This window comes from Sulfurimonas iocasae (assembly GCF_047716755.1).
Classification (GTDB): domain Bacteria; phylum Campylobacterota; class Campylobacteria; order Campylobacterales; family Sulfurimonadaceae; genus Sulfurimonas.
Window position 1 is genome coordinate 2,574,032 of sequence record NZ_CP180409.1, and the last position, 18,060, is coordinate 2,592,091.

The following is an 18,060-nucleotide window of genomic DNA, read 5'->3' on the forward strand; positions in this document are numbered from 1 at the left end:
ATATCTAACCTTGATATGCTTGAGAATATCGCTCTCATAAAAGAAGTGCATGAGCATCTGCCGACTCTTCAAGCTCAGGAAGAAGCAAAAGAAGCTCTTAAAAAAATAGATTTGCAAAATATTGCTTTTTACAGATTAAATCAGTGTAGCTCTTATGAAATATTTTGTGTCTGTCTTATCCGTGCACTTATGACTAAAGAGATGAATGTTATAATAGTATCTCCATTTCATTTAATAGATAATCTTAGAGATATACAAACAATAGTATCAACGATAGAGAGGTTAGAAGTGAAGAAAAATATTTTAATTTTAGACACAATTTCAAACGAAACCCACTATAAGGAGTCCTCATGCAATATAGTAAAATAAAACTTGCTGTAGGTGTTTTTGTAATTACTCTTTTTATAACTATTATCACATTTCTCTACCTCGTCCTTGAAGATAAGGGAACCTTTAACAAAAGGTATAACTACCACTTTACTACAGACAGTGCTTCATTTTTCAGTGTTGGGATGCCTTTGAAGTTTTCTGGTTTTGATATTGGAGTTATTGATGATATTTCGCTAAATAATGACGGAACCGTTTACATGACATTCTCCGTTGATGAAAATAATAGAAAATGGATAACTGAGGGAACTGTTTTAATGATTATAAAACCTCTTATAGGTTCTGCTCATATAGAAGTATATTCAGCAATAGACAATGAAATCCTAGAAGAAGGAACAGGACTTCGAATGCTTAAAAATAATGATATCAATGATATGATCTCAAAACTAGAACCTGCTGTTGATAAGATATTAAGTATCATAAATAGCATAGATTCAATCACTTCTGAGATTGCAAAAGATGATTCCAATCTAAAACAAACTATGCAAAATATTAAAGACTTTACAGCAAAACTATCAAGTGATGACTCTCTTTTAACTAGTATCACCGGAGATAAAGAGTCAACAAAAAGTATTATTGCATCTTTGAATAAGACTACTGAAATTATGCAAGAACTTCATACTATAAGTAAAAATATATCTAACACAACATCTAGTCTTGATTCTGACATAATGAATCCAGCATCTTCTGTTATTAAAGAACTTGATGAAATAATGAAAGATGTGAAACAAAAGTTAGACGCTCTTGATGGCAGCGTAAAAGCAGTAGGTAGTTATGACAAGGATCTTATTGAGCTAAAAGAGCAAATATCAGTTAGTCTTCAAAAATCAAATCAGATTATGGATAAGGTTGATTCTCTGATGCAAGATGATGAAAAGAAGGAGGTTACACTTCCATGATTAAGACAGCCATTTTATTTATCTCTTTACTACTTCTCTCAGCTTGTTCTTTTAAATCTCCACCTAACCAGTGGCAATACAAAAGTGCAACAGCCTTTGACTCTTACACAACAAACTTTTTAAGTATCCACGATACTTTGGCTAAAAATGACCTTAGTAGAGCTATAAAACATGCCAAACAGAGTGCAGACTTAAGAATGCTTGCTCGTGTTTATTTAGGGGTGTGCGCCTTAAATATTAGTGTTGGTATTGATGATGATTGTAAAGATTATCTTCTTATTTCTGATTTGGTGCATGATAAATCATTAGATGCTTATTATAGTTTTATAACACTAAAGCCAAAGTATTTAGTAGAAAACCTAAGTAGTCAATATAGAGATTTTGCTTTAGCTATTAGAGACAAAAATTTTGCTAAAGCTAGCAGTGAAATACTTACAATAGATAAAGCAACTTCTAAACTTTTGGCAGCAGCACTTGTAAAAAATAAGCTCAGTGAGGCAACTAGAGATGAGATGATAAATATAGCTTCTTTTTATGGCTATAAGAAAAGTATACTTTTTTGGTTAAATGAAGCAATGCATAATACGGTAGATGAAGTTAAGCGTAAAAATCTATCTAAGAAAATTTCTATTTTAAATTCAGATAAATAAAACGACCCCAAGGAGAATGGGATCTATGTATAGCCTTAGAGTCAAGTTAAGGACATACATGAAGAATCGTAAAAGTATTATATATGCTAATAGTTACAGAAGTGTTAACAAAATCTTATCTCTTTTTAGATAACATTACTTACATCAAGTAATAAACCAAAATTGGCATAATAAATAAGGAAATATATATGGTTAAATGTAATTCGCTAGAAGAAGTTAGAACAGAGATAGACAAGCTAGATGATAAGATAGTAGAGTTAATATCTCAAAGAAGCCATTTTATTCGTCAAGCTGCAGCATTTAAAGAGAGTGTTAAAGAAGTAAAAGCTGTAGATCGTATAGATTTCATTATGCAAAAAGTTCGTCACAAGGCTATAGAACTTGATGTGTCTCCAAATATGATTTCTGACCTTTTTACAATTATGATAAATGAGATGGTTGAAACAGAAATATCAGAATTTAGAAATACTGAAACATTTTAAAATTATATGAAATTATTTTTATTACTAAGCATAAGCTTTTTCACACTTATTGCATCTGAGGCTTTTATCACTCCAAGTGAATTAAAAAACTTGCTTGAAGAAAAGAATTTAGTTATTATCGATGTAGCAGATACTGCCATATACAAAGCGAGTCATATCAAAGGAGCTATAAACTCTAATGTTAATAAGTTTATAAATCAAGATCCTAAAAATATATACTCCTTGATGAACGCAATTGATATCATCCAAAAAGAGCTAAGAGAACTTGGGATAAATGAAGACTCAAAAGTAGTTATATACTCTCACAACACAGATACAGGTATTTTAAATTCAAGTTATTTGGCATTTATTCTTCTTTATAGCGGTTTTGAAAATCTAACAATTTTAGATGGTGGATATATGGCTTGGGTTTTTGAGAATGAACGATTAACCTCCTCAATATCGCCTGACTCAAAAGATGAAGGAAATATTCTTGTTAAGCCACAGGAGCATCTATTAGTATCTCTTGATATGCTTCAAAATAGTCTTTCATCTGTTAAAATACTAGATGCAAGATCTCCACAGATGTACTATGGTGTAGAACGTTCTAATAAAGTTTTTTCTATCGGTCATATTTCACATGCTTCAAGTAGTTACTATAAAGATAAGTTTTTAAAAGACACAACACTAAGAACTCAACAAGAACTTGATGAAATCTACTTATATGGTCATGAGATTAAAAAAAATGATGAAGTTATAGTCTACGCTGATAATGTTTTTACTGCAAGCATGGAATTTTATATTTTATACAAACACATGGGATTTAGAAATACAAAGCTATATGAAGCTTCACTTTTAGAATGGGGAAATGCTTTAGATTTACCTATAACTAGGTTCAAATGGGAGTAGTAAAAAGAGGTTAAAACCTCTTTTTATTTGTAACGATAAGTAATACGTCCCTTATCAAGAGAGTATGGTGTTAACTCTAATTTCACTTTATCACCTGGAAGTATTTTAATATAGTGCATACGCATTTTACCTGCGATATGACATAAAATAATATGTCCATTTTCTAATTCAACACGGAAAGTTGCATTTGGTAATGCTTCAATAATCTTGCCGTCAACTTCTATAACATCAGCTTTAGCCATTTATAAGTCCTTTTTCTAACTCTTAAGCAAGAGATAATATCTTAGCTTTACCATTGACAACTGCAACAGTATGCTCATAGTGTGAACCGCGTAAATTATCGGCACTAACAACATCCCACTTATTTTCTAAAATAATTGGTTTTGATTCTTTTTGACAAATCATCGGTTCAAGACAAAAAACCATTCCATTTTTTATCTTTGGTCCAGATTTTGGGTTTTTACCATCAAGGTAATTTGGTATTTCAGGCTCTTCATGAGGTTTTTTACCAATTCCATGTCCACAAAAATTATGCAAAGGAACAAAACCTCTATCTTTAATAAACTCTTCCATAATAAGAGATAACTCTTTAAATCTCATGCCCTCTTTTATCTCGCTGATTGCGTGATAAAGAGTATCTTTAGCACATGCTATCAACTCTGTATCTTGTGCGTCAACTTTACCGACAGGCACTGTGATTGCAGCATCTCCAAACCAACCATCAAGCTCAGTTCCAATATCAAAACCTATTACATCACCCTCTTGGAGCTTATAATCTGTTGGAATACCGTGAATGATAACTTGATTAAGTGAAGTACATACTGCATTAGGGAAGCCGTAGAGACCTTTAAAAGATGGTCTAGCACCATGAGAGCGAATAAAATCCTCTGCCATAGCATCTAGTTCTTTTAAAGAGATCCCTACTTTTGTATTTTGGGCAAGAAGTTCTAATGCACCGCCAACAATCTTGTTGGCAGCACATAGTTTTTCAATTTCGTGGGGTTTTCTAAGCGCAATGGCCATTATTTATAGACCAACAGCACTTAGTGTCTCATATTTACTCATGTAAATTTGAGCCTCAATTTTTCTCATAGTGTCAAGTGCAACTTGAACAACGATTAAAACCGCTGTACCACCAAAGAAGAAAGGTACACCCATCCCCTTGATAATCATAAATGGCAGAGTAGCTACAAGACCAAGGTATAGAGCACCTGTAAAAGTCAATCTACTAGCAGTTTCATTTAAAAACTCACTTGTAGCATTACCAGTACGAATACCTGGAATAAATCCACCTTGTCTTTTTAAATTCTCAGCAATATCTTTTGCATTGAATGTTATCGATGCATAAAAGAATGCGAAGAAAACAACAAAAGCAAATGTTAAAAAGTTAAAAAAGTAACTATTAGGATTTAACAAGTCAGCAATCCCTTGAATTGTAGGGTTTGTACTACTTGATAAAACTGTCATAGGAAACATTAGTATCGCAGAAGCGAAGATAACTGGAATTACACCAGCTAAGTTTACCTTGATAGGAATATAGTTCATTACTCTTTTGTTTTGATTTTGCATCATAACTTTTTTAGCATATGTAACAGGTACACGGCGCTCTCCAAGTTCAACGTAAATAATAATTGCTACAGTACTTAGTATAAGAGCAAGTATTGCTATTACAGTTAAAAAACTCATAGCACCAGTATTTACCATTGTAATTGTTTGACCAATTGCACTAGGAATAGCTGAGACGATACCAGCAAAGATAATAAGTGAAATACCATTACCGATACCACTTTGAGTAATTTGCTCACCTATCCACATTAGCAACATAGTTCCCGCTAGCATTGAAACAGCAGAGAGAATTATAAATGTGTTGTGATCAGCTAAAATTGCACTGTTTCCATTTGGACCAGTTAAACTTTGAAGACCTACACTGATACCAATAGCTTGGATGATTGTAATTACAATAGTCGCGTAACGAATAATTTGCATATACTTAACCATTCCGTCACGCTCTTTTTTCATTTGACCAAGAGGAGCAAAAGTAGCAGCTAAAAGTTCCATGATGATTGAAGCAGTGATGTAAGGCATAATACCAAGAGCAATAATTGACATTCTCTCAACAGCATTTCCACTAAACATATTAAATAAACCTAGTGCATCGGCTTGATGTGAATCGAAGAATGAAGCAATAACAGCAGTATCTACACCCGGTACCGGCACGTAAGCCAGTAGGCGGTAGATAAATAAAAACCCGATAGTAATAAGTATCTTATTTACTAGATTTTTATTCACAACTATTTACCTGTTGTAGTAACGTTGTCATCTTTAATTTTTGATGCTAAATCTTTTGCAGACGCACCAACTAATTTAACTCTAGTAACAGAAGCACCAATTTTGTGAACACTACGGATAGATTCCATAGTAATTTCAGATAATTCAGCTACTGCTTTAATTCTTTCAACGTTTATAACGTAAGGTTTTACATTTCTTGAGAAGAATCCAATTTTAGGAAGACGTTTTGCAAGTTGCATTTGTCCACCCTCAAAGTTTCTTTTTCTCTTGTAACCTGAACGAGATTTCTGACCTTTTTGACCACGTGCAGCAGTCTTACCAGTTCCAGAACCTTGTCCACGACCAACTCTTTTACGGTTACTTGTTGAACCTTCTGCTGGTAATAAATTTTCAATACCCATTCTCTATCCTTTTATACGAGTAAGTGCTTCAACCGTAGCACGAACAACTGTTCCTGGATTGTTTGAGCCAATTGACTTTGTAAGTATGTCTTGAATACCTGCAAGTTCAAGAACAGGACGAGCTGCCCCACCTGCAATAACACCTGTACCTTCAGATGCTGGCTTCAGAAGAACACGACTTGCATTGTATTTATGCTCAATATCATGTGCTATTGTTGTACCTTTGATACTTACAGTAGTCAGGTTTTTAAAAGCGTTATCAACAGCTTTACGGATAGCGTCTGGAACTTCCTTCGCTTTACCCATACCATAACCTACAGTACCATTCTTATTACCAACTACGATAAGTGCAGTGAAACGAAATCTTCTACCACCCTTAACAACTTTAGTAACACGACCAATGTTTACAATTGATTCTTCAAAATCTTCTCTATTGATTTCCATATCAGCCCCTAAAACTTAATTTCGTTAGCACGAAGTGCGTCACCAAATGCAGCTATAACACCGTGATATTGGTAACCATTACGATCAAATACAACTTCAGAAATTTTAGCAGCTTTAAGTGTTGCAGCAAATGCCTCACCAAGGGCCGCAGCACCTTCTTTGTTTGATTTATGACCAGTCGACTTTGAGTTAAGTGAAACTAATGTTGTTGCTGTTGCATCATCAATAGCTTGTACACTTAAATAACGATTTGAACGAAATACAGAAACACGAGGAAGTGAAGCACAACCAGATATTTTTGCACGAATACGACGCTTACGCTTTAAACGGTTAGCAATTTTGCTTTTTAATACTTTAGCATTCATTTATACTCCTCCCTTATTTCTTGGCAGTTTTACCGGCTTTACGCACGATATGCTCTTCCATGTATTTAACACCTTTACCTTTGTAAGGCTCTGGTGGACGGAATGATCTAATCTCAGCAGCTACTTGACCAAGTGTTTGCTTGTCATGGCTTTTAAGAGTAATTACATTCTTCTCTACAGCAGCTTCTAAACCTTCTGGTAAATCATAATTAATATCATGAGAGTGACCAAGTTGAAGATTAAGTACTCTGCCTTTAACAGCAGCACGATAACCAACACCATTAATCTCTAATTGTTTAGTATAACCAGTAGTTAAACCAACAACGATATTTTGAGCTAATGCTCTATATGTTCCCCAGAATGCTCTGTGAGCTTTTTCTTGTGATTTTGTAGCAAAAGTTAAGATGTTTCCTTCTAGCGAGAAGTCAACATTTCCTTTTGTATCTAAATCAATACTATTTTTGCCTTTAGCAAAAGTTATAACATTTCCATTTGTACTAACACTAATGTCAGCAGCAAATTCTACAGGTAATTTACCAATTCTTGACATGCTATCTCCCTACCATACTGTACACATAACTTCGCCACCAATGCCAAGCTCGAAAGCTTTGTCATTTGGTAAAACGCCGCGTGATGTACTAATAATAATAGTTCCGTAACCATTTTTGAAACGTTTGATATCTTCTTTACCTTTGTAAACACGTCTACCAGGTTTAGAAACTCTTTTGATTTCATTAATTACAGTTTTGCCTTCTTCATTGTACTTAAGTACAACTTTGATAGTTTTTTTAACGCCATCTTCAACAACGTTACAACTCTCAATATAACCTTTATCTACTAAGATATTTGCTACAGCTTCAACACTCTTAGAGTGAACTAAAGTAGTAACTGGTAATCTTCTCATACCTGCATTACGAACACGTGTTAACGCATCTGATACTAGATCATTAATTGCCATTTATATATTCCTTATATATTGCAAGTCTTTCGACTGCTACTGTTAGGAGTTTCGAGCTGTTACCAACTCGACTTTCTAACACCTGGGATTAATCCCTCATTTGCCATTTTTCTAAAACAAATACGACAGATACCAAAGTCACGAAGAACTGAGTGTGGACGACCACAAATCTGACATCTTGTATAACCACGAACTTTGAACTTAGGTTCTCTTTTCGCTTTAGCGATCATAGACTTTTTAGCCATTTGTGCTCCCTTTAGTAAAAGGCATACCCATTTTCTCTAAAAGAGTAAGTCCTGCCTTATCTGAATCAGCAGTTGTAACAACTGTGATATTCATACCATGAATTTGCATGATTGAATCATAACTAATTTCTGGGAAAATTAGTTGTTCTTGAAGACCGAAGTTATAGTTACCACGACCATCAAAACCATTTCTTGGAACACCACGGAAATCTTTCACACGTGGAAGTGCGATAGATACTAGACGATCCAAGAAGTTATACATATTTTCACCACGAAGTGTTACACGGATACCAACTGGCATACCTTCACGAACTTTAAAACCTGCAACAGATTTCTTAGCGATTACTGTAGTTGCTTTTTGACCAGCAATTGTTGTAATTGTGTCTTCGATATTTTTAATAAGTTTATTATCTTTCATTGCAAAACCAGCACCAACAGAGATAATAATCTTCTCTACTTTTGGTGTTTGCATTGGATTAGCAATGCCTAAATCAGCTTGTAACTCAGATTTTAAACCTAAATATTTTTCTTTTAAACGAGCCATCTAATTATGCCTCCACTTTACGTACATTTGAAACATCTATAGGCATCTCTTTATTGATATGTCCGCCTTTAGTGTTATCTTCAGTTGGTTTGATAGCTTTCTTAGCAACTTTACAACCCTCAACTATTACCTTGTTTTTCTTAGATAATACTTCAAGTACAGTAGCTTTAGTTCCACGATCATCACCAGCGATAATTTCTACAGTATCGCCTTTTTTGAAATTAAATTTTGCCATTAAACAACCTCCGGTGCAAGAGATACGATTTTCATAAATCCAGCATAACGAACTTCACGACCAACAGGTCCGAAGATACGAGTACCAATTGGCTCTCTCTTGTCATCAAGTATAACAGCTGCATTGTCATCAAAACGGATAAGAGAACCGTTTTCACGGTGAACCTCTTTAGCAGTTCTAACGATAACAGCTTTTACAACTTTACCTTTTTTAACTTTAGCAGTTGGTGTCGCTTTTTTAACAGAAGCAACGATAACGTCACCTACTGAAGCATAACGACGCTTAGAACCACCAAGTACCTTAATACACATAATCTCTTTTGCACCTGTATTATCAGCTACAACTAAACGAGTAAAACCTTGGATCATTACTTAGCTCCTGATACTACTGTTTTAAGTCTAAAAGATTTAGTCTTAGAAAGTGGGCGACATTCGATTGCAATAATCTCGTCACCAACTTTTACTTCATTACGCTCATCATGTACTAAGTACTTTTTGAAACGTTTTACAACTTTGTGGTAACGAGGATGCATTACACGACGCTCAACAACGATAGATACCGTTTTTTCGCCTGCAATTGTAACTACTTTACCTTGAATTTCACGCTTATGTGTCATTATCAAGCCCCTAGTTTGCCACTGCAGTAAGAGCAGTGTTGATTTTAGCAATATCTTTTTTAGCAATACGAAGTTCACTAGTATTATTTAATTGCATCATCTTTTGTTTTATTTTTAAAGTAAACAATTCTGTTTTCTTTTCTTTTAGCATAGCATTAAGCTCTGCTGAATTTTTATCTGCTAAATCAGAATATTTCATTGCTCATCTCCGCAGTAATAATTTTAGTTTTAAATGGTAATTTGTGCATTGCAAGAGTTAACGCTTCACGAGCGATATCATGCGGAACACCAGCCATTTCAAAAATGATACGACCTGGCTTAATATTCATTACCCATTGATCAACTGCACCTTTACCTTTACCCATACGAGTTTCAAGAGGCTTAGCAGTTAATGGTTTAGCAGGGAATACACGAATCCATATCTTACCACTTCTTTTAATGTGACGAGTAGCTGAAATACGAGCTGCTTCAATCTGACGAGAGTTAATACGACCTGCTTCAACCGCTTTAAATGCGATATCACCAAATGCTAATGTATAACCCGAACGAGCGTAACCACGGTTACGTCCTTTCATTACTTTACGATATTTTGTTCTCTTAGGCATTAACATAATTATTCAGCCTTTTCGTTATTTTCGCGTCTTGGAGCACGTTTACGTGGACGCTCTTGTTTTTCTTCTTTTGCTTCTGCAGGAATACCTTTAGTAAGTACCTCACCTTTGAAAATCCATACTTTAACACCGATAATACCGTATGTAGTATGAGCTTCAGCAAAACCATAATCAATTTTTGCACGAAGTGTATGTAAAGGAACACGTCCCTCTAAGTACCACTCAGTACGAGCCATTTCAGCTCCACCAAGACGACCTGCAACTGCAATTTTGATACCTTTAGCGCCAGAACGTTGTGCACCTTGCATAACTTTTTTCATAGCACGTCTAAAAGCAACACGACGCTCTAATTGAGTAGCTACATTCTCAGCAACAAGTTGTGCTGAAGTTTGAGCTTTTTTCTCTTCTTTGATATTAACAGAAACTGTTTTACCAATTAACTTTTGAAGTGAAGTCTTAAGTTTTTCAATGTCCGCACCTTTTTTACCAATAATGATACCAGGGCGAGCTGCAACGATAGTTACACGAAGTCTCTTAATTGTTCTTTCTATAATGATGTTAGCAACACCAGCATAGTAAAGCTCTTTTTTCAAAAATGTACGAATCTTGTGATCTTCACCTAAAGCTGCCGGAGCAGTTTTAAAATCAGGGAACCAACGGCTCTCCCAATTACGGTTGATACCAAGACGTAAACCAATAGGATTAACTTTTTGACCCATATTATTTACCCTCTACTTCTACTAAGATGTGTGCGGTTGGCTTTCTGATTCCAGATGCCATACCACGTGCACGTGGTCTGAATCTTTTAAGAACTGGACCATTATCAATACGACATGATGTAATAGTACAATCTTCAGCTTCATTACCACTGTTAGCAACTGCAGAAGCGATTACTTTAGCGATAATTTTAGCTGCCTTGTTAGGAGTAAATTCTAAAGATGCTAATGCAAGTTCTGCATTCATACCTTGAACTTCTCTTGCGATAAGGCGAGATTTAATTGGTGATACACGGATAAACTTTAATAATGCTCTAGCCATGACTACACCTTCTTCTGAACAGAGCCCTTATGGCCCTTGAATGTACGTGTTGGTGCGAATTCACCAAGTTTATAACCAATATGGTTCTCTGATACATGAACAGGAACGAATTGACGTCCGTTGTGAACATTTAATGTAAACCCAACCATTGCAGGAATGATCATAGATCTTCTTGACCAAGTTTTAATAGGTTTCTTGTTGCCTTCAGCTTTAGCTGTTTCAACTTTTTTCATTAAATGGTCATCAACAAATGGACCTTTTTTTACTGAACGAGCCATTAGCCTACCCTTTTTGCATTTGGTTTACGGCGAGTAATAATAAGTTTATCACTAGCTTTCTTACGACGAGTTTTAGCACCCTTCGTTGGTTTACCCCATGGAGTAACTGGATGACGACCTGAGTTCGTTTTACCTTCACCACCACCATGCGGGTGATCAATTGGATTCATTGCTGAACCACGAGTTTGAGGACGAATACCTAAATGTCTTTGACGACCAGCTTTAGCGATAACTATGTTACCAAACTCTTCGTTACCAACTGAACCGATAGTAGCTAGACATTCGCCTAATACTAAACGCATTTCAGATGAAGGCATACGAAGTGAAACATATTTACCATCACGACCCATAATCTGAGCAGAAGTTCCAGCAGCACGACACATTTGTCCGCCCTTACCAGTTTTAAGCTCAATATTGTGAATCAATGTACCAACCGGAATATTTTTTAACTTCATTGTATTACCAGGTTTAATATCTAAACCAGACTCAGCAGAAGAAATTATATCACCAACGATTAAGTCTTTTGGTTGAAGAATATATCTCTTCTCACCATCAGCATAATTTACAAGTGCAATACGACAGTTACGATATGGATCGTACTCAATAGCACTTACAGTTGCAGGGATATCAAATTTATTTCTTTTGAAATCAACAATACGGTAAATCTTTTTAGCACCAGCTTGTCTATGACGAGATGTGATACGACCATTGTTGTTACGACCTGAATGAGTAGGTAACTTAACAAGTAATGAACGAACGCTTGCTTTTGCAGTAATGTCTGAACTATCAACATTAGTGTAAAAACGACGAGATGGAGTTATCGGTCTATAAGTTTTAATTGCCATCTTATACCGCCAAACTTTCTATTTGTGCACCCTCTGGTAACTTAACATAAAACTTTTTGAAGTCATTTTGTTTACCAGCAACACCACGGAATCTTTTAACTTTTCCGCTTTGATTAAGTGAGTTTATATTAGTTGGAATAATTCCAAAATACTCACGAAAAACCTCTTTAAGACCTGTTTTAGTCATACGTGGAGAAGTTTGTACAACGATAACGTTGTCTTCTTGCATACCTAAAGTCTTTTCTGTATATAGTATAGATTTAATATCTGTAATATCTGCCATTATTTAGCCTCACCTACAAGATTTTCCCATACCGCTTTTTCGATCACTATTGAGCGATAGTTAGCAGCTAAATAAGCATTTAATTCATTTGATTCAATTACATAAGTACTTGAAAGATTCTCAAACGCTAAAAAAGTATTTTCATCTAAAAGAGATTTAACTATTAGTACATCTCTTTGATTTAGTGCTTTAAACATTGCCGCTGCATCTTTAGTTTTACCAGATGCGATTTCAATGTTGTCAACGATGAAAAGACTACCGTTTTGTGCATGCTCGTTAAGAGCAAAGTTAAGAGCAAGTTTCTTTTGCTTCTTATTAACTTTAAGGTCATAATTACGATTGTTCTTAGAACCAAATGCTTTACCACCACCCACAAAGATAGGAGAACGACGTGAACCAGCACGAGCGCGACCGCCACCTTTTTGAGCCCATGGTTTCTTACCACCACCTCTAACTTCACTTCTACCTTTTGTAGTAGCGTTATTTGCACGTTGTGCAGCCTGAGCTGACTTTACATACAAGTATAAGTTATGAGGATTAATACCAGAAAAACTCTCCGGTAGTGCTAACTCAGATGCTTTTTCCATTTTATTATTTAAAACGATTGCGCTCATTATTTAGCTACCTTTACACGACCTAGAGCACCGTTAGCTCCAGAAACTGAACCAGACACCGCGATGATGTTGTTTTCAGCGTCGAAAGAAACGATCTCATTCTTAACACTATTTTGTGTATTTCCGTAATGTCCTGGCATTTTCTTACCTTTCATTACACGACCTGGCCATTCTGCCATACCGATTGAACCTGTTCTACGACCAAATCTATGACCGTGAGATGCAGGACCACCAGAGAAATTCCAACGTTTCATTGCTCCAGCAAAACCGCGACCTTTAGTAGTAAAAGTAGATTTTAAAACTTTAGCATCTGCTAAAGGTGTTAAATCTAAATCACCAGCTTCAGTGTTAGCTACTTCTAAAGTAACTAGACGGTTAAACTCAGATGAAAGGCTGTATTTCTTTTGCTGACCTTCAATTGACTTATTCATTTTTTTACCGCTGTTGTAAGCTACAATTGCGATGCCTTCATTAACTTCACATACTTTCGCATCTAAAACTCTTAATAGAGTAACAGGTTTACTTGGTACTGTGATTGTACGGCTCATACCGATTTTTTCAACAATATATTCCACGACCTACTCCTACTTATCCATAGAGCGAACTTCAACGTCCACTTCCGGTGCAAGATCAAGCTTCATTAGAGAATCTACAGTCTCTGGCGTAGCCGAAACAATGTCTATAACTCTAGCGTGCATACGAATTTCAAATTGCTCACGAGCTTTTTTGTTAACGTGAACTGATTTCAATACTGTATATTTACGAATCTTTGTTGGTAAAGGGATCGGGCCACGAATTACGGCACCTGTACGCTTTACAGCCTCAACGATTGATGCTACTGATCTATCTAATACACGATGATCGTAAGCTTTCAATTTTAAACGAATTTTTTCCATGTTTTTCCTTCTAAAGAACTCGTTAGGTCTTGCCTAACTATATTAAGGGAACGGAATTGTATCCAAACAAAAGCTGATATTCAAGGTTTTAGGGGGTAAAAAGTGAAATTCCTTAAAATTTGTTTCCTTTAAGTAAGGAAATGATAAAATTACTTTATGGAAATACTACTACAAGAACTATTTAAAACTGATATATCTTTAGATAAATTTCACTTTAGAAAAGTCTACTTGGAAGATTTAAGTTATCAGATAAACGGAATTACTCAAAGTGGAAAGAGCAAATTAGTCAAAAATTATCTTTTAGGTTTAAAGAAAAATAGCTACCTTTATATAGATTGCGATGATGTCAGAATAGATATAGAAGAACTGAACAAAACTCTTACAAGATTTTGTAATCAAAACAAAATAGACACTTTGGTTTTAGATAACTACAAAAAAGAGATTAAAATACCAAATGTAACTCAGCTCATAATATGCTCTGAAGTACATCTTGAAATAGAGTATTTAACTACTATACAGTTATACCCGCTTGATTATGAAGAGTTTTTGGCATATGAGCACAAGTATGATTCAACAGCACTAAACCATTTTTTTCAGCTTGGTGGCTTTGCTTCTATGCATAAGGTTCATAGCGATGAAAGGAATATATATATTCAAAAGACGCTAAAGTATGCTTTGGATGAGATGGAGTTTGATATACTCATTCTTTGCGCAAAGATGATGGCGCAGAAGCTGTCTCCTTACTCTATCTATGAAAGACTTAAACAGAGTAGAAAAGTATCTAAGGACAAGTTATATAAATCATATGAAAGCTTAAATACTAAAAACTACATACACCTTCTAGAGAAAAACAATCATCCCAAGGCTACAAAAAAGATTTACCTATGTGATATATCTCTAAAGCCAGCACTTAGTCTTGATAAACACTTTGGTAGGCTTTTTGAGAACATGGTTTTTTTAGAACTTTTAAAATCTGGTATTGAGTCCTATTATGATGATGGTATTGACTTTTATATTCCTTCAAGAGATGAAATTATACTTTGTAAACCATTTGCGGATGAAAGAACACTCTTTAAAAAGATGGAAGCCATAGAAGCATTTATTTTTAGTTACTCTATTAAAAAAGTTACAGCAATTACAATGAATAGAGAAGGAAGCGTAAGTCATCCATTTTCAAAGGTGGAGATGCTACCATTCGATATATGGGCACTAGGGGATTAAAGTATATTTATTTATACTTTCTCCAAACGGCTTCACTTTGGGTACCCCAAAATCATAGATTTTGACCCTTAAGTTGCAGGGGTTTGAAAAAAATATAACAAATTATTCAGAGGAAATATTAATGGGATTATGTGGAATTGATGAGGCTGGACGAGGACCGATAGCTGGAGATATGGTGATGGCTGGATGTATTTTAAACTCTCATATAGATGGGCTAAATGATTCTAAAAAACTTAGTGAGAGAAAAAGGGAAGCTCTTTATGAGCTTATAATTAAAGACTCTTTTTATCATATAGTAAAAATCTCTCCTCAGACTATAGATGCTGATGGAATATCACTTTGCATTAAGCGTGGGCTTGAAGAGATTATTAAGAACTTAAAGTGCGAAGAGTATCTCTTTGACGGTAACTCTAATTTTGGAGTTGCTGGACTTCCTACAATGATAAAAGCAGATGGTAAAGTTGCCGAAGTTAGTGCGGCATCTATACTTGCAAAAGTAACACATGATAGAGATATAGTTAAAGAAGCAAAAAAATACCCCCAGTATCAGTTTGAAAAACATAAAGGATATGGAACAGCTCTTCATGTTGAGATGATTAAAAAGTATGGTTACTGCGATATTCACAGAAGAAGCTATAAACTTAAGGCTCTACAAGCTTCACTATTTTAACTATTTTGAGTTGCGTTTAAAGCTAAAATTGCCATATTTTGCATATGAATTGTAATATCTTTTTTTGTCTCCACTGCTTTTTGAAGTTCCTCTAAAAAGTACTCTTTAGTTCTGTCATCAGCCATATTAAAGACATAAATAACCCATTCAGTATTTAGTTTGATATCTTCTTCTTCTTTTGTAACTTCAAATATTTTATATAAATTGATATCTGTATCTTTAATAAGATTTAATACTTGTCTATAAAAAGGTGTTACGTCATAACTAATAAGTGATTCTAGCTCATCTTTTAGAATACTTGCATCCGTATCAAACAAACCATCTTTACCTACAATAAGTGCATTTCCAACTATAAGTTGTTCACCTATAAAATATGGCTCCATATTTTTTGACACAGCATCCGCATCACTATGAATAGTATGTTTATTAAGTGTAGATAGTTCATCTGTTAAAATAGAGTTAAAAAAGCTATATACAGTATTAGCTTGCATCTCTATATCTATCTCTTTTACTTCTCGCGTAGTTGAGTCTATCGAATATGCTTTCATTTAAAAATTCTCCAATAAAATTACATTTACAAAAGTGCCCTCTTCCAGGTCACCATCTTCTTCTCCAGTTACCATCAATGCACTATTATTTAACATATTAGTAAGTATTGCAGAACTTCCAACTTTTTTATCTACGAAATTTACAAAATACTCACCATCAACAACCTCAACATTACATGCTGTGAATTCTGTTAAACGACTTCTTTTTGTAAATCTTTGACTTAGTTTTGCTTCTACTCTTTTATATGGTTCACTTTTGCCTAGCATCTTAGATATAAGAGGTAGTCCGTAAAGTATAGAAACTACGGTTGAAGAGTAAGCAAAACCAGGAAGTGCTAAAATAAACTTACCTTCCCTTTGTGCAACCATAATATGCTTTCCTGGCTTAATAGCTACACCCTTATAGATTACTTCAGCACCAAGACGTGGAACTATATCTTTTACAAAGTCATAATCACCCACGCTTACACCACCTGTACTGATAAGTATATCAGCAGATGCAAGAGCATTTTCAAAAGTCTGCATTATCTCATCTCTATCATCAGGAGCAGTTCCAAGCTGTATAGCTTCAGCTCCGGCTTGCTCAAACAAAGCACATAGAGTATAGTTATTAGAACTTCTAATCTGCGCAGGATTATCGCTCTGCTCACCAAGATCTAAAATCTCACTACCAGTAGAGATAACAGCAACTCTAGGTTTAAGAGCAACTTTTACCATCACTTTGTTAAGACCCGCCATAACACCAATCTCAGCAAAGCCAATTTTCGTACCTTTTTTTATAAGTACGTCTCCTGCTTTATATCCTTCACCAATAGGACGGACAGAAGATCCAAAATTAACTTTTTCATCTATATAGATTTTGTCGCTGTTCTCGCTTACACTAACATTTTCTATCTGAATAAGAGTATCTGCACCATCTGGCATCATAGAACCTGTAAAAGTCTTAATACACTCTCCCTCTACTAGAACTCTTCTTTCATCATTTCCTGCGGGATTATCTCCAAGTATCGAAATGCTATCCCTGTCTAAGTCAGTGTGTTTAACAGCATAACCATCCATAGACGCTGTTGGAAATTGAGGATCATTATATTCTGCTACGATATTATCAGCTAGAATTCTTCCTAGAGTAGAACTCAATGGTAAGTTTTCACTTCTAAAGCTGCCAATATCTAATAAATCTAACATGTTTTGGCTTGTTTCATAAGATAATAGTTTCATGACAATAATCCACTCCCTTTAATCGCTGTTGATCTCTCTTTAGCATAGATTCTTTTTCCATCTCTTAAGTCATACTTCCAAATAGGTGCAGATGCTTTAAAATCTTCAACAAACTCATCTATAAATTCTAATGCAACGCGTCTTTTTGGAGAAAAGACTGCAGCTATGTAAGATGATTCATGAAGCATAACATCTCCCTTAGAGTGTGCCATTTTTATTACTGCACCTTTTTCTTTTGCCTTTTCTTGCCACTCATTAAACCACTTTTGTAAAATAGGTTCGTAAATATCAAAGCTAAGCCCATCTATTTCATCTTCGCTTCTTACCGTTCCAACAAAAGGGATATAAGCACCATAGTTACTAGTAGTTTCCTGCTCATACCAATCTTTTAAAATAGTTGGCACATCTAAGGAACCATCAAAAAGGTATAGCATA

The 18,060-nt window shown here is 35.0% G+C and carries 33 protein-coding genes; 7 read left to right on the forward strand and 26 right to left on the reverse strand.

Translation table 11 applies throughout. The annotated features are described in order from the left end of the window. Positions 1–15 precede the first annotated feature (15 nt). From ACLHDE_RS13080 to ACLHDE_RS13100, 5 genes are all read left to right on the forward strand, one after another. On the forward strand, positions 16–369 hold the full coding sequence (locus ACLHDE_RS13080) for a hypothetical protein (RefSeq protein ID WP_415396849.1): 354 nt from the start codon (positions 16–18) through the stop codon (positions 367–369). Continuing rightward, positions 351–1,286: an MlaD family protein gene (locus ACLHDE_RS13085; RefSeq protein ID WP_415396850.1), complete on the forward strand. Its 936-nt coding sequence runs from the start codon at positions 351–353 to the stop codon at positions 1,284–1,286. Before ACLHDE_RS13080 ends, ACLHDE_RS13085 begins: the two co-directional genes overlap by 19 nt. Further along, complete coding sequence (locus tag ACLHDE_RS13090) at positions 1,283–1,936, forward strand: hypothetical protein (protein WP_415396851.1); 654 nt, start codon at positions 1,283–1,285, stop codon at positions 1,934–1,936. The genes ACLHDE_RS13085 and ACLHDE_RS13090 overlap by 4 nt, the downstream gene beginning before the upstream one ends. 188 nt (positions 1,937–2,124) lie before the next feature. After that, positions 2,125–2,418 (forward strand): chorismate mutase, encoded by a 294-nt coding sequence (locus ACLHDE_RS13095; protein WP_415396852.1) that lies wholly within the window; start codon positions 2,125–2,127, stop codon positions 2,416–2,418. A gap of 6 nt (positions 2,419–2,424) precedes the next feature. Beyond that, a complete protein-coding gene (locus tag ACLHDE_RS13100) occupies positions 2,425–3,306 on the forward strand; it encodes a sulfurtransferase (RefSeq protein ID WP_415396853.1) in 882 nt (293 codons plus the stop codon). 23 nt (positions 3,307–3,329) lie between these two features. Here ACLHDE_RS13100 and infA read toward each other — a convergent pair whose 3' ends face one another. Genes infA through rpsJ form a run of 23 tightly spaced genes read right to left on the reverse strand, consistent with a single transcriptional unit; the run spans position 3,330 to position 13,968 of the window. Next, complete coding sequence (gene infA, locus ACLHDE_RS13105) at positions 3,330–3,548, reverse strand: translation initiation factor IF-1 (protein WP_013326041.1); 219 nt, start codon at positions 3,546–3,548, stop codon at positions 3,330–3,332. A gap of 22 nt (positions 3,549–3,570) precedes the next feature. Continuing rightward, on the reverse strand, positions 3,571–4,329 hold the full coding sequence (map, locus tag ACLHDE_RS13110) for a type I methionyl aminopeptidase (RefSeq protein WP_415396854.1): 759 nt from the start codon (positions 4,327–4,329) through the stop codon (positions 3,571–3,573). Between the two features lie 3 nt (positions 4,330–4,332). Then, entirely contained in the window at positions 4,333–5,595 is a 1,263-nt protein-coding gene (secY, locus tag ACLHDE_RS13115; protein ID WP_415396855.1) for a preprotein translocase subunit SecY, read from the reverse strand. Positions 5,596–5,597: 2 nt separating this feature from the next. Beyond that, positions 5,598–5,996, reverse strand: a complete 399-nt coding sequence (rplO, locus tag ACLHDE_RS13120) for a 50S ribosomal protein L15 (RefSeq protein WP_415396856.1) — start codon at positions 5,994–5,996, stop codon at positions 5,598–5,600. 3 nt (positions 5,997–5,999) lie between these two features. Next, the gene (rpsE, locus tag ACLHDE_RS13125) at positions 6,000–6,440 is read right to left on the reverse strand and encodes a 30S ribosomal protein S5 (protein WP_415396857.1); all 441 of its coding nucleotides are present in this window, start codon (positions 6,438–6,440) and stop codon (positions 6,000–6,002) included. Between the two features lie 8 nt (positions 6,441–6,448). After that, positions 6,449–6,805, reverse strand: coding sequence for a 50S ribosomal protein L18 (gene rplR, locus ACLHDE_RS13130; RefSeq protein ID WP_415396858.1), 357 nt, complete (start codon positions 6,803–6,805; stop codon positions 6,449–6,451). Positions 6,806–6,818: 13 nt separating this feature from the next. Beyond that, positions 6,819–7,355 carry a 50S ribosomal protein L6 gene (rplF, locus tag ACLHDE_RS13135; RefSeq protein WP_415396859.1) on the reverse strand — a complete coding sequence of 179 codons (537 nt, stop codon included), beginning with the start codon at positions 7,353–7,355 and terminating at the stop codon, positions 6,819–6,821. 9 nt (positions 7,356–7,364) lie between these two features. Beyond that, the gene (gene rpsH, locus ACLHDE_RS13140) at positions 7,365–7,763 is read right to left on the reverse strand and encodes a 30S ribosomal protein S8 (RefSeq protein ID WP_415396860.1); all 399 of its coding nucleotides are present in this window, start codon (positions 7,761–7,763) and stop codon (positions 7,365–7,367) included. A gap of 59 nt (positions 7,764–7,822) precedes the next feature. Next, positions 7,823–8,008 (reverse strand): type Z 30S ribosomal protein S14, encoded by a 186-nt coding sequence (locus ACLHDE_RS13145; RefSeq protein ID WP_008340791.1) that lies wholly within the window; start codon positions 8,006–8,008, stop codon positions 7,823–7,825. Then, positions 8,001–8,552, reverse strand: a complete 552-nt coding sequence (gene rplE, locus ACLHDE_RS13150) for a 50S ribosomal protein L5 (protein WP_415396861.1) — start codon at positions 8,550–8,552, stop codon at positions 8,001–8,003. The genes ACLHDE_RS13145 and rplE overlap by 8 nt, the downstream gene beginning before the upstream one ends. A 4-nt stretch (positions 8,553–8,556) precedes the next feature. Continuing rightward, positions 8,557–8,787: a 50S ribosomal protein L24 gene (gene rplX / locus ACLHDE_RS13155; protein WP_415396862.1), complete on the reverse strand. Its 231-nt coding sequence runs from the start codon at positions 8,785–8,787 to the stop codon at positions 8,557–8,559. Beyond that, on the reverse strand, positions 8,787–9,155 hold the full coding sequence (gene rplN, locus ACLHDE_RS13160; RefSeq protein WP_294964882.1) for a 50S ribosomal protein L14: 369 nt from the start codon (positions 9,153–9,155) through the stop codon (positions 8,787–8,789). The genes rplX and rplN overlap by 1 nt, the downstream gene beginning before the upstream one ends. After that, entirely contained in the window at positions 9,155–9,403 is a 249-nt protein-coding gene (rpsQ, locus tag ACLHDE_RS13165) for a 30S ribosomal protein S17 (protein WP_294964879.1), read from the reverse strand. Before rpsQ ends, rplN begins: the two co-directional genes overlap by 1 nt. 10 nt (positions 9,404–9,413) lie before the next feature. Continuing rightward, the gene (rpmC, locus tag ACLHDE_RS13170; RefSeq protein WP_373002663.1) at positions 9,414–9,602 is read right to left on the reverse strand and encodes a 50S ribosomal protein L29; all 189 of its coding nucleotides are present in this window, start codon (positions 9,600–9,602) and stop codon (positions 9,414–9,416) included. After that, positions 9,589–10,014: a 50S ribosomal protein L16 gene (rplP, locus tag ACLHDE_RS13175; RefSeq protein ID WP_415396863.1), complete on the reverse strand. Its 426-nt coding sequence runs from the start codon at positions 10,012–10,014 to the stop codon at positions 9,589–9,591. The genes rpmC and rplP overlap by 14 nt, the downstream gene beginning before the upstream one ends. Before the next feature lie 2 nt (positions 10,015–10,016). Continuing rightward, positions 10,017–10,733 (reverse strand): 30S ribosomal protein S3, encoded by a 717-nt coding sequence (gene rpsC, locus ACLHDE_RS13180; protein WP_415396864.1) that lies wholly within the window; start codon positions 10,731–10,733, stop codon positions 10,017–10,019. Between the two features lies 1 nt (position 10,734). Next, the gene (gene rplV / locus ACLHDE_RS13185; protein WP_415396865.1) at positions 10,735–11,052 is read right to left on the reverse strand and encodes a 50S ribosomal protein L22; all 318 of its coding nucleotides are present in this window, start codon (positions 11,050–11,052) and stop codon (positions 10,735–10,737) included. 2 nt (positions 11,053–11,054) lie between these two features. Further along, entirely contained in the window at positions 11,055–11,330 is a 276-nt protein-coding gene (rpsS, locus tag ACLHDE_RS13190; protein ID WP_415396866.1) for a 30S ribosomal protein S19, read from the reverse strand. Further along, complete coding sequence (gene rplB, locus ACLHDE_RS13195; RefSeq protein WP_415396867.1) at positions 11,330–12,175, reverse strand: 50S ribosomal protein L2; 846 nt, start codon at positions 12,173–12,175, stop codon at positions 11,330–11,332. Before rplB ends, rpsS begins: the two co-directional genes overlap by 1 nt. 1 nt (position 12,176) lies before the next feature. Then, complete coding sequence (locus ACLHDE_RS13200; RefSeq protein WP_415396868.1) at positions 12,177–12,458, reverse strand: 50S ribosomal protein L23; 282 nt, start codon at positions 12,456–12,458, stop codon at positions 12,177–12,179. Then, positions 12,458–13,072 (reverse strand): 50S ribosomal protein L4, encoded by a 615-nt coding sequence (rplD, locus tag ACLHDE_RS13205; RefSeq protein ID WP_415396869.1) that lies wholly within the window; start codon positions 13,070–13,072, stop codon positions 12,458–12,460. Before rplD ends, ACLHDE_RS13200 begins: the two co-directional genes overlap by 1 nt. After that, positions 13,072–13,647 (reverse strand): 50S ribosomal protein L3, encoded by a 576-nt coding sequence (rplC, locus tag ACLHDE_RS13210; RefSeq protein ID WP_415396870.1) that lies wholly within the window; start codon positions 13,645–13,647, stop codon positions 13,072–13,074. Before rplC ends, rplD begins: the two co-directional genes overlap by 1 nt. Before the next feature lie 9 nt (positions 13,648–13,656). Continuing rightward, positions 13,657–13,968, reverse strand: coding sequence for a 30S ribosomal protein S10 (rpsJ, locus tag ACLHDE_RS13215; RefSeq protein ID WP_194366916.1), 312 nt, complete (start codon positions 13,966–13,968; stop codon positions 13,657–13,659). Between the two features lie 156 nt (positions 13,969–14,124). On the opposite strand from rpsJ, the gene ACLHDE_RS13220 reads away from it, so the two are divergent. Both ACLHDE_RS13220 and ACLHDE_RS13225 read left to right on the forward strand, forming a co-directional pair. After that, the gene (locus tag ACLHDE_RS13220) at positions 14,125–15,189 is read left to right on the forward strand and encodes an ATP-binding protein (protein ID WP_415396871.1); all 1,065 of its coding nucleotides are present in this window, start codon (positions 14,125–14,127) and stop codon (positions 15,187–15,189) included. A gap of 121 nt (positions 15,190–15,310) precedes the next feature. Beyond that, a complete protein-coding gene (locus tag ACLHDE_RS13225; RefSeq protein WP_415396872.1) occupies positions 15,311–15,859 on the forward strand; it encodes a ribonuclease HII in 549 nt (182 codons plus the stop codon). On the opposite strand, the gene ACLHDE_RS13230 is transcribed toward ACLHDE_RS13225, so the two are convergent. From ACLHDE_RS13230 to ACLHDE_RS13240, 3 genes are read right to left on the reverse strand one after another with little or no spacing between them, the layout of a single operon-like run. Beyond that, complete coding sequence (locus tag ACLHDE_RS13230) at positions 15,856–16,407, reverse strand: hypothetical protein (RefSeq protein WP_415396873.1); 552 nt, start codon at positions 16,405–16,407, stop codon at positions 15,856–15,858. The genes ACLHDE_RS13225 and ACLHDE_RS13230 overlap by 4 nt on opposite strands. Next, on the reverse strand, positions 16,408–17,625 hold the full coding sequence (locus ACLHDE_RS13235) for a molybdopterin molybdotransferase MoeA (RefSeq protein WP_415396874.1): 1,218 nt from the start codon (positions 17,623–17,625) through the stop codon (positions 16,408–16,410). Further along, positions 17,622–18,059 carry a molybdopterin synthase catalytic subunit gene (locus tag ACLHDE_RS13240; RefSeq protein ID WP_415396875.1) on the reverse strand — a complete coding sequence of 146 codons (438 nt, stop codon included), beginning with the start codon at positions 18,057–18,059 and terminating at the stop codon, positions 17,622–17,624. The genes ACLHDE_RS13235 and ACLHDE_RS13240 overlap by 4 nt, the downstream gene beginning before the upstream one ends. Between the last annotated feature and the right edge of the window lies 1 nt (position 18,060).

Excerpts from the sequence above, each read along its gene's own strand:
- rplP (WP_415396863.1), bottom strand. The coding sequence starts at position 10,014 with ATGTTAATGCCTAAGAGAACAAAATATCGTAAAGTAATGAAAGGACGT.
- ACLHDE_RS13080 (WP_415396849.1), top strand. The coding sequence starts at position 16 with ATGCTTGAGAATATCGCTCTCATAAAAGAAGTGCATGAGCATCTGCCG.
- ACLHDE_RS13085 (WP_415396850.1), top strand. The coding sequence starts at position 351 with ATGCAATATAGTAAAATAAAACTTGCTGTAGGTGTTTTTGTAATTACT.
- rpmC (WP_373002663.1), bottom strand. The coding sequence starts at position 9,602 with ATGAAATATTCTGATTTAGCAGATAAAAATTCAGCAGAGCTTAATGCT.
- rpsS (WP_415396866.1), bottom strand. The coding sequence starts at position 11,330 with ATGGCTCGTTCAGTAAAAAAAGGTCCATTTGTTGATGACCATTTAATG.
- ACLHDE_RS13220 (WP_415396871.1), top strand. The coding sequence starts at position 14,125 with ATGGAAATACTACTACAAGAACTATTTAAAACTGATATATCTTTAGAT.
- ACLHDE_RS13235 (WP_415396874.1), bottom strand. The coding sequence starts at position 17,625 with ATGAAACTATTATCTTATGAAACAAGCCAAAACATGTTAGATTTATTA.
- ACLHDE_RS13100 (WP_415396853.1), top strand. The coding sequence starts at position 2,425 with ATGAAATTATTTTTATTACTAAGCATAAGCTTTTTCACACTTATTGCA.
- ACLHDE_RS13090 (WP_415396851.1), top strand. The coding sequence starts at position 1,283 with ATGATTAAGACAGCCATTTTATTTATCTCTTTACTACTTCTCTCAGCT.
- ACLHDE_RS13240 (WP_415396875.1), bottom strand. The coding sequence starts at position 18,059 with ATGCTATACCTTTTTGATGGTTCCTTAGATGTGCCAACTATTTTAAAA.
- ACLHDE_RS13095 (WP_415396852.1), top strand. The coding sequence starts at position 2,125 with ATGGTTAAATGTAATTCGCTAGAAGAAGTTAGAACAGAGATAGACAAG.
- rpsC (WP_415396864.1), bottom strand. The coding sequence starts at position 10,733 with ATGGGTCAAAAAGTTAATCCTATTGGTTTACGTCTTGGTATCAACCGT.
- ACLHDE_RS13200 (WP_415396868.1), bottom strand. The coding sequence starts at position 12,458 with ATGGCAGATATTACAGATATTAAATCTATACTATATACAGAAAAGACT.
- rplV (WP_415396865.1), bottom strand. The coding sequence starts at position 11,052 with ATGGCTAGAGCATTATTAAAGTTTATCCGTGTATCACCAATTAAATCT.
- rplB (WP_415396867.1), bottom strand. The coding sequence starts at position 12,175 with ATGGCAATTAAAACTTATAGACCGATAACTCCATCTCGTCGTTTTTAC.
- ACLHDE_RS13225 (WP_415396872.1), top strand. The coding sequence starts at position 15,311 with ATGGGATTATGTGGAATTGATGAGGCTGGACGAGGACCGATAGCTGGA.
- rpsE (WP_415396857.1), bottom strand. The coding sequence starts at position 6,440 with ATGGAAATCAATAGAGAAGATTTTGAAGAATCAATTGTAAACATTGGT.
- rplR (WP_415396858.1), bottom strand. The coding sequence starts at position 6,805 with ATGAATGCTAAAGTATTAAAAAGCAAAATTGCTAACCGTTTAAAGCGT.
- ACLHDE_RS13145 (WP_008340791.1), bottom strand. The coding sequence starts at position 8,008 with ATGGCTAAAAAGTCTATGATCGCTAAAGCGAAAAGAGAACCTAAGTTC.
- rplD (WP_415396869.1), bottom strand. The coding sequence starts at position 13,072 with ATGAGCGCAATCGTTTTAAATAATAAAATGGAAAAAGCATCTGAGTTA.
- rplX (WP_415396862.1), bottom strand. The coding sequence starts at position 8,787 with ATGGCAAAATTTAATTTCAAAAAAGGCGATACTGTAGAAATTATCGCT.
- rpsH (WP_415396860.1), bottom strand. The coding sequence starts at position 7,763 with ATGGCAATTAATGATCTAGTATCAGATGCGTTAACACGTGTTCGTAAT.
- rplF (WP_415396859.1), bottom strand. The coding sequence starts at position 7,355 with ATGTCAAGAATTGGTAAATTACCTGTAGAATTTGCTGCTGACATTAGT.
- rplO (WP_415396856.1), bottom strand. The coding sequence starts at position 5,996 with ATGGGTATTGAAAATTTATTACCAGCAGAAGGTTCAACAAGTAACCGT.
- map (WP_415396854.1), bottom strand. The coding sequence starts at position 4,329 with ATGGCCATTGCGCTTAGAAAACCCCACGAAATTGAAAAACTATGTGCT.
- rpsJ (WP_194366916.1), bottom strand. The coding sequence starts at position 13,968 with ATGGAAAAAATTCGTTTAAAATTGAAAGCTTACGATCATCGTGTATTA.
- rpsQ (WP_294964879.1), bottom strand. The coding sequence starts at position 9,403 with ATGACACATAAGCGTGAAATTCAAGGTAAAGTAGTTACAATTGCAGGC.
- rplE (WP_415396861.1), bottom strand. The coding sequence starts at position 8,552 with ATGGCTCGTTTAAAAGAAAAATATTTAGGTTTAAAATCTGAGTTACAA.
- ACLHDE_RS13230 (WP_415396873.1), bottom strand. The coding sequence starts at position 16,407 with ATGAAAGCATATTCGATAGACTCAACTACGCGAGAAGTAAAAGAGATA.
- rplN (WP_294964882.1), bottom strand. The coding sequence starts at position 9,155 with ATGATCCAAGGTTTTACTCGTTTAGTTGTAGCTGATAATACAGGTGCA.
- infA (WP_013326041.1), bottom strand. The coding sequence starts at position 3,548 with ATGGCTAAAGCTGATGTTATAGAAGTTGACGGCAAGATTATTGAAGCA.